The sequence below is a fragment of the Arthrobacter sp. SAFR-044 genome (assembly GCF_051965175.1).
Taxonomy (GTDB): domain Bacteria; phylum Actinomycetota; class Actinomycetes; order Actinomycetales; family Micrococcaceae; genus Arthrobacter.
The window spans coordinates 393,481-400,041 of record NZ_JBQCMK010000004.1 but is presented as its reverse complement, the minus strand read 5'-3'; the positions used below and the strand labels follow the sequence as shown (position 1 = coordinate 400,041).

Genomic DNA, 6,561 nt, shown 5'->3' with positions numbered 1-6,561 from the left:
GCAAGATGCAACCGCCGAATAAGCGCCCAATCCTCCACTGTGATCACCCACCCAATCGTTTGGAACAGGTGGCTCAGTTTTCAACCGTCACAATGGCTCAGTTTTCGACCGTCACCGACAAAGCCGCGAATCTTTTGATCACCAGTGGGAAGACGCTAGGCCCTGGCTTTTCGGCATAGCCACAAATTTGCTTCGTCGTCACCATCGCACCGAGGCCAGAAGGCTCAAAGCCTTCGCCAAAGCGGTCGGCCGTGACAGCTACAACGATGGAACAGACCGAGTAGCAGAACGGCTGCCGCCGGCGTAGTTGGGTGCCCACATCATCGCCGAACCCGGCGCCCCCGAGTGCACGGCATCCGCGACCCGGCTGAACGCGGCCTTGTACTCGGTCGGCTGTTGGGACCAGGGGTACCAGGAGCCGTTCATTTCGTGCGCGAAGCGGACGATCACGGGGACGCCCTGGTTGTTGATGGAGACCAGGTCGCTGACCAGCCCGGCGACGACCTGCCCGGAGATCGCGGCCAGGCCCTGCTTGGGTTCAAGGGTCAGCAGCATCATCTGACCGCTCTCCCGGATCTGGGCGGCCGCTTGCAGGAGATGTTTCTGTTCCTGCGGCGTGCAGGGGAAGTCCGCGAAGGAGACGCTGACCGCCGGCTTGTGCCCGAGGTCAGCTGCGTACCCGGAGAGGGGTTTGGCGTCCAGGTTCAGGTTGACCCCGAACAGCGCCCCCGTGGCCGGGACGAGGTCCTTCCGGGAAACCAGCTCGCAGACCGGGATCGCGGCAGCGCTTTGGTTCGCCGCTGCCTCCTTGCTGGCGCGGTCACGCCCGGCCAACCCTCCCGAGATGCTCGCCGCGCCAAACCCGGCCGCCACCACGGCCACAACCACCGGAAGCGCCCACGCCTTGAATCGGCTCCAGACCAGCTCGCGCCGGCTCGGCTCCAGGTCCTCCGATACATCATCAGGCAAAGCGGTACCCCCTGTTGGCCTGCGGTTTTACTCCTCATCCTAGATGTAGCGCCACAAGGGCTTCCATCGGTCACCACCGGCCACTTGCTTGACCCCTGTAGCCTCAAATAGGCCAAATAAGACAGCTCGGGTCTGAGCGATGCGGTGCCCGGCTAGGGATCCTGCTGAGTTCATGTTCTGCCAGTGCGACGAAGACATGGAAGATCAGTCGGCCGTACTGCTGCGCTCGAGCGGGAATTGCGGTGCGTCGCGAACCTCTACTACATCGAGGCTGTGGCCCGCAGCTCCAGCCTCGCGGCCGCGAGGGGTTGTGTTGAGAGGGCGAAAGGTTCGGTACTCGTGGCGGACATGAACAGGTTGATGAATCAAACGTTGAAGGCAGGGCCACGTATAACCGTCGCTGCCCGGTGAACTACGAAGTGTGTAGCCCGGAATGGCCGTTCTACTCTGCCACCCAACCTGTCATAGTCAAACCATGGCAGAGATTCGGAGAGACACGTACAAGGACGGAACGCTGATGGGCGAAGGCATGATCCTTGACGGAAAGAAGCACGGCAAGTGGCGCAATTGGTACCGCAACGGCCAACTCAAGGCCGAAGGCGCCTTTGTTCACGGCGAGTTTGACGGAAGCTGGACGTGGTGGCGAGAAAACGGGGAGCTGCTCCAAAAGGGCAATTTTGTGGACGGCAAGCAGGATGGACGGTGGCAACGCTGGCACGACAACGGTGCTCTTATGGATGAGGGCATTTGGTGCGCTGGTAAGCGCAGAGGCGACTGGGTGTTCCACAACTCTGACGGATCCATCAGGAAGCGCCAAACATTCAGGTAGCCGGAGTATTCGCAAAGTGGAAGGCTCCGCCCAGAAGCCGATTCCAGAAGTCGCGGACCATTCCTGCATTGGGTCATCGGGTCTCCTGCCCCTGGAGGGACCTCCGACGTCAAGAACAGGGGTTCAGAAGGCGTCATCGCCGAGCGAAGCTTGTCCACGCTGGCCCGAGCCAACGTACAGGGCCGCCCAAAACGGGCAAGTGAACAACGACCTCGGAGCCGTCCCGTGAAGGATCCCCAACCGGGCGGCAGTGAGTAGTGCTGCGCTACGTTCCTACAGTTCCTTCTGTGCACCCCAGAAAGCGCGAAAGTCGTCGCCAACCCCATACTCCTGTACATGCTTCATTTGAAGCATGCTGTCCGGTCGACGATCAGGTGAGGGCATCGGCGCCGGGTCCGCGACTCGTCTGCGCCTGGTGCGAGCCAAATTCCTTGGTGCCCCCTCCCGCACATACACGGCAGCAGCGGCGCAAGCCTTCGCCATCATCATGCTTCCTCCCGAGGGCCGGCTCGGACCGCTGTACAGGAGCCACTCGGCCGCAGAGCACACCCTCACGAGTTCATCCTCCGAACACGTCAAGATCCAATCAGCAGTTTCGTCTTCGCCATACTCGCGTAAGTCCCGGGACATGTACGCCACTGGCGCATTCAACATACCGAAACGGTATCGGCGTACGTCGTCCAATTAGCAATCGAGGGATCAGCTGCCCTGCCCGTAACGGGATCGGCTTGTGCGACCCGGTACGCTTCACATCATGACGCCGGAGATCCCCCTAGCCTTCTGTACAGTGCTCGGCGTCCTTGCCGTGTTCCAGTTGCTGCTCATCATCGGGCTTCCCTTCGGCCGGTTCGCGTGGGGAGGCCAAAACCCGGTGCTTTCGGCGAGGCAGCGTGTCGGAAGTGCAGTCTCAATCGTGGTCTACGCGGCTTTTGCACTAGTTGCTCTGGAGCGTGGCGCGTTGATTTCGATCTTCCCGGCCCCCCTTGTTGCTGTGGTTGCGATGTGGGTGATTGCGGCCTATCTGTTGCTCAGCGTGCTGCCGAACCTGGCGTCAAAGAGCAAGTACGAACGGCGAGTTATGGTCCCGGTGTCGCTTGTGCTGGCTGGCCTCGCATTCGTTGTCGCCTTGAGTTGAGCTGGCCGCGACCCGCCTGAGGACTTCCCGCGGCGTTGGCATACGGATCCTCGCCGCCACACCGCCCTGGCAGGCCGGTCTTGGCGAATCGCCTTGCCGAACCAACCACATCAAAAGGCTTCGTAATGTTCCTCTGAGGATCCCTCACCGGACAACTCACGACTCCGTGTCGCCCTCCGCATGAGTTTGCAATGAGGGGGTCGGCCCGCCCGTCTGCTCCGGCACGTCGCTTCGGGCTTGACCGTCCTGAACGAAGGTGATCTGAATTTGGCTTCCCCGCGCAAGGACCGACCCTGCCGGAGGATCTTGGGAGATCACCCAGAATAGCCCTGGCCACGTGCGCGAGCGAAGGCCTGGACCATCAGGGTCCCCGGCTGCGAGACCGAACCCAAGGTTCGCCGCAGTCTCCTGTGCGATATGTACAGGCTGCCCAACCAGATCGGGAACATTTAGCATCTGGCGTTCGACCACCTCGGCATCTCCTTTTGCGCCCGAAAACTGGTACGGCAAACTGAACCGTCTATTCATCAGATTAACGCCGGTGTTCGGTGCGTCCCGTAAGGGATCCTTTAGCGGGCGGTGCAGTCAACCAGCCTTAGCCTGAGGGCGTCAACAAAAACGGGGTTATTCCCCTCATGTTGCTGTGGACTGGCTGGTGTCGGCGTGGTCGGTGGTCAGCGGCGTTGGCTTGAAACCTTTGACGATCAGCCAGATACCTAGGGACAATTCGAACACGGCGACGGGCAGTGCGGCAAGAACGGCGATCGGGGACACCGCGCCGTAGGCGTCGAAGTAGATTGCGATGTCAGAGGCCAGGAGCAGCGGGGCGCCGATGAATGCGATGATCGGCAGGATCCGGGGCACCAGGGCGGAGCGGTAGAGTACGTAGCCCAGGAGCAGGTCGCAGGCCACGGGCATCAGGCTTTGGGAGAGCAGGAATGTCCAGTTGTAGGTTGCCATGAGGCTATGACTGACTGTGACGAGCGAGGCGGAGTCCGTCCCGGCGGTCCCGGCAACGTCGTTCCGCAGGGTGAGGATCGTGAGCAGGCTGACGACGCTGACGAAAATGAGGCAGGTTTCCACGAGTCGAGCGGCCACGAACCCCAGGGCCGCGGTTTGGCTGACCCGCTTGGCCACCGGATAGAGCACCACGGCGGTGCCGATGCCGGCCAGACCGACAATGACCTCGGACAGGGCGCCCCACTGCACCCCGGCGGTGCTGCCGGCTCCCAGGACGAAAGCACCTGCGTCATCCTTCACCGCTTTGTAGAGGGCGAGGGTGGGGATGGAGACGAACGTGAGCACGTACAGGATGCCGGCGGCCAGGGAGATCCGCCTCGTCGGGTGCATGCGGCGCCGCGGGATGGGTGCTTTGATCGGCGGAGTGATGTGGGTGTTGGCGGCCATGGCGTGCTCCTTGGAAGGTGGATGGATCATTAGGTGCGTTGTGCCGGGCGGCAGGGATGGAACCGCATCGGATTTCTTGGCTGTAGATCCCGGCCGGGCCGGGTGGGCTATCCGCGGTGGCGGTTCGTTCTCTCCCAGATCGAGGTGGAACGGTGGGTAGAAACCGGCGGCGGTTTGTCTGCTCGTTTCCGGAGGGGCGGACAGTGCAAGGGGCTGTTAGGGCGTTACGGCGTATGGCTTGAGTTGCCCTCGAGGTGAGGGGGAGTTGAAGCCCTTGGCGATCAACCAGACCGGCAAGAGCACGACCTCGAAGAGTCCGCCGGGGAGCAGTATCAACTGTCCCGGTCCGGCATTCATGTCAACAACGCCGAGGAGGTCAAGGAGGACGCCCAGAGAGAGCAGAAGGTATCCGAAGAGGCCAGTGACAGCGATGCGTCGCGGAACCAGCCGGGAGACGTAGAGCAGGTAGCACAGGACCAGACCGCCGAGGCCCGTTGGAATGTAGACCCAGAGCATCTGGTTGGGGACTACGTGCAGCTGGGTCAAGAGGTAGATACCGCCCACGGTCGAGACGATGAACTCGACGATCCTCAGGATCGGGTACCAAAGGGCCAGTTCCCTGTTGACCGTTTTCAGGACCGGATACATCAGCAGCCCGATGCCGACCACGGCAAGGCCTGAACACAGCATGAGCAGCACGCCGATCGTTGGCGGTGCCGTTGCGGTACCGCCGTCCCCGAAGCTTTGTATCAAAGAATTTCCGATCACCGCAGTGATCATTTGAACGACAAACAAGGCCCCTACGATGATTGCGACCATCCTTCGCGACATGGCATTTACTTCCCTTTGGTTGGTTGACCCGGAGATCGATTGGTTATTCCGGGGATCCGGCGTGCGCCGGTCTTTGTCGCGATCAGGGTATTGGTGAGGGCGAGGCGCCCCGCTGGAGCGGTCTGGAGGGCGCGGCGCAGACGTGTTCAGCCTGATGTTCGCGGTGTTGTCCAGGATTGGATCCTGTGGCGTGCTGCCGTCGACGGACTCGTTCCGGTCGTTCTGGAGAAACCCAACCGGTGGACCATCGATCGTGACTGCTCGCTCTGGGGCATGGATAGAGGCGAGATCGACTCCTTCTGTGCCGCTGACCTTTACCGCAGCTACCTTGAGTCGGGTCAGGAGGGCCGTGTTCATTGCTTGGAAGCCCGCCTCGGTCCTCTGCAGGAGTTTCCCGGTGAAGGGGATGAGGGCTCCGGAAAAGGTCTCCGCTTGCACCAGGCGGGTGCGGCCTTGTTCGAGCGGAATCAGTGTGAATGAGTGCCGGCCGTCGAAGAGTCCGGGGATGCCCATGGTTCCGAGCCACTCCAGGCGCTGATCGGGCTGGACAATAGTGACCCGCGGCTTGAACGTCAACGCTCTGCCCCCTGCCGGGGCGATGCGCACCTGGAGACGTTCTCCGACCGCGAGGACCCCGGACATGGAGGTAATGAAGGGGTTCCAGCTTGCCATCGATGCTGTGTCTATCAGTTGTTTCCAGACCACCGACGGTTCTGCCGGAAGGTCAATCCTTGCCTCTATGTGTTCCATGGCTACTCCTGGACGGTGCTGTTAGTGAGCTGGTTCAGGTTCGGATGAGAGCCCGGCAGCTGTGGTGCGGGGCGTCTTCACGCCGCGGATGAGTAGATAGGCCAACAGCGAGACCTCGCAAATGATCTCCGGCAGGATGAAGATGGCAGCTGATGTGTCCGCTAATGAGGGGGGAGGAACGTGTCAGGGCGTCGACGATGTAGCAAACGGTGGCGAGCATGAGCACGAATGAAAGCCATTTGGGGAACAGGCCGGATCGGTAACCGAGCAGGCCAAGAGCGAATAGCCACAGCCAAGTGAATTGGGCGATCAGGTAGCCGTAGTGTTGTAGGTCCATCAGGAGCAGGACCAGCGCGTGGGAGCCGTCCGCTCCCAAAGCGGTGAGGTAGGAGGTCTGCGTCGCGACGAGCAGTGCCCCAAGCTGATGTCCCCTGGCGCGTACAGATTCACTCGCACAACCTGTACGAACGCACCGAGGATCGCGACCACAAGGTAAAGCAGACCCGCCATCCGCGCCAGCCGCACAGGCGACGCCGGTGGCCCGGATGTTGGCTGGAGGAAGCGTTCGGTGGTAGTCATGGGGTGCTCCGTGTGTACTTGCGGTGATGAGTTCGGATCAGTGGCGCGCGACGTACTCCGG

General features: G+C 61.6%; 7 protein-coding genes. 2 read left to right on the top strand and 5 right to left on the bottom strand.

The features are described 5' to 3' along the window. Positions 1-258: 258 nt before the first annotated feature. Positions 259-969, bottom strand: a complete 711-nt coding sequence (locus ACTHQS_RS09225; protein WP_440167991.1) for a glycosyl hydrolase — start codon at positions 967-969, stop codon at positions 259-261. Between the two features lie 475 nt (positions 970-1,444). Between ACTHQS_RS09225 and ACTHQS_RS09220 the strand changes: the two genes are divergently transcribed. Both ACTHQS_RS09220 and ACTHQS_RS09215 read left to right on the top strand, forming a co-directional pair. Beyond that, positions 1,445-1,798 (top strand): toxin-antitoxin system YwqK family antitoxin, encoded by a 354-nt coding sequence (locus tag ACTHQS_RS09220; protein ID WP_440167989.1) that lies wholly within the window; start codon positions 1,445-1,447, stop codon positions 1,796-1,798. Between the two features lie 754 nt (positions 1,799-2,552). Next, entirely contained in the window at positions 2,553-2,933 is a 381-nt protein-coding gene (locus tag ACTHQS_RS09215) for a hypothetical protein (protein ID WP_440167988.1), read from the top strand. A gap of 156 nt (positions 2,934-3,089) precedes the next feature. On the opposite strand, the gene ACTHQS_RS09210 is transcribed toward ACTHQS_RS09215, so the two are convergent. The 4 genes from ACTHQS_RS09210 to ACTHQS_RS09195 form a co-directional block, all read right to left on the bottom strand. After that, positions 3,090-3,389 carry a PASTA domain-containing protein gene (locus ACTHQS_RS09210; protein WP_440168022.1) on the bottom strand — a complete coding sequence of 100 codons (300 nt, stop codon included), beginning with the start codon at positions 3,387-3,389 and terminating at the stop codon, positions 3,090-3,092. Between the two features lie 177 nt (positions 3,390-3,566). After that, positions 3,567-4,340 carry a DUF4386 domain-containing protein gene (locus ACTHQS_RS09205; protein WP_440167986.1) on the bottom strand — a complete coding sequence of 258 codons (774 nt, stop codon included), beginning with the start codon at positions 4,338-4,340 and terminating at the stop codon, positions 3,567-3,569. A 216-nt stretch (positions 4,341-4,556) separates the two neighbouring features. Then, on the bottom strand, positions 4,557-5,921 hold the full coding sequence (locus ACTHQS_RS09200; RefSeq protein WP_440167985.1) for a DUF4386 family protein: 1,365 nt from the start codon (positions 5,919-5,921) through the stop codon (positions 4,557-4,559). 34 nt (positions 5,922-5,955) lie between these two features. Beyond that, on the bottom strand, positions 5,956-6,333 hold the full coding sequence (locus ACTHQS_RS09195) for a DUF4386 domain-containing protein (RefSeq protein WP_440168020.1): 378 nt from the start codon (positions 6,331-6,333) through the stop codon (positions 5,956-5,958). Between the last annotated feature and the right edge of the window lie 228 nt (positions 6,334-6,561).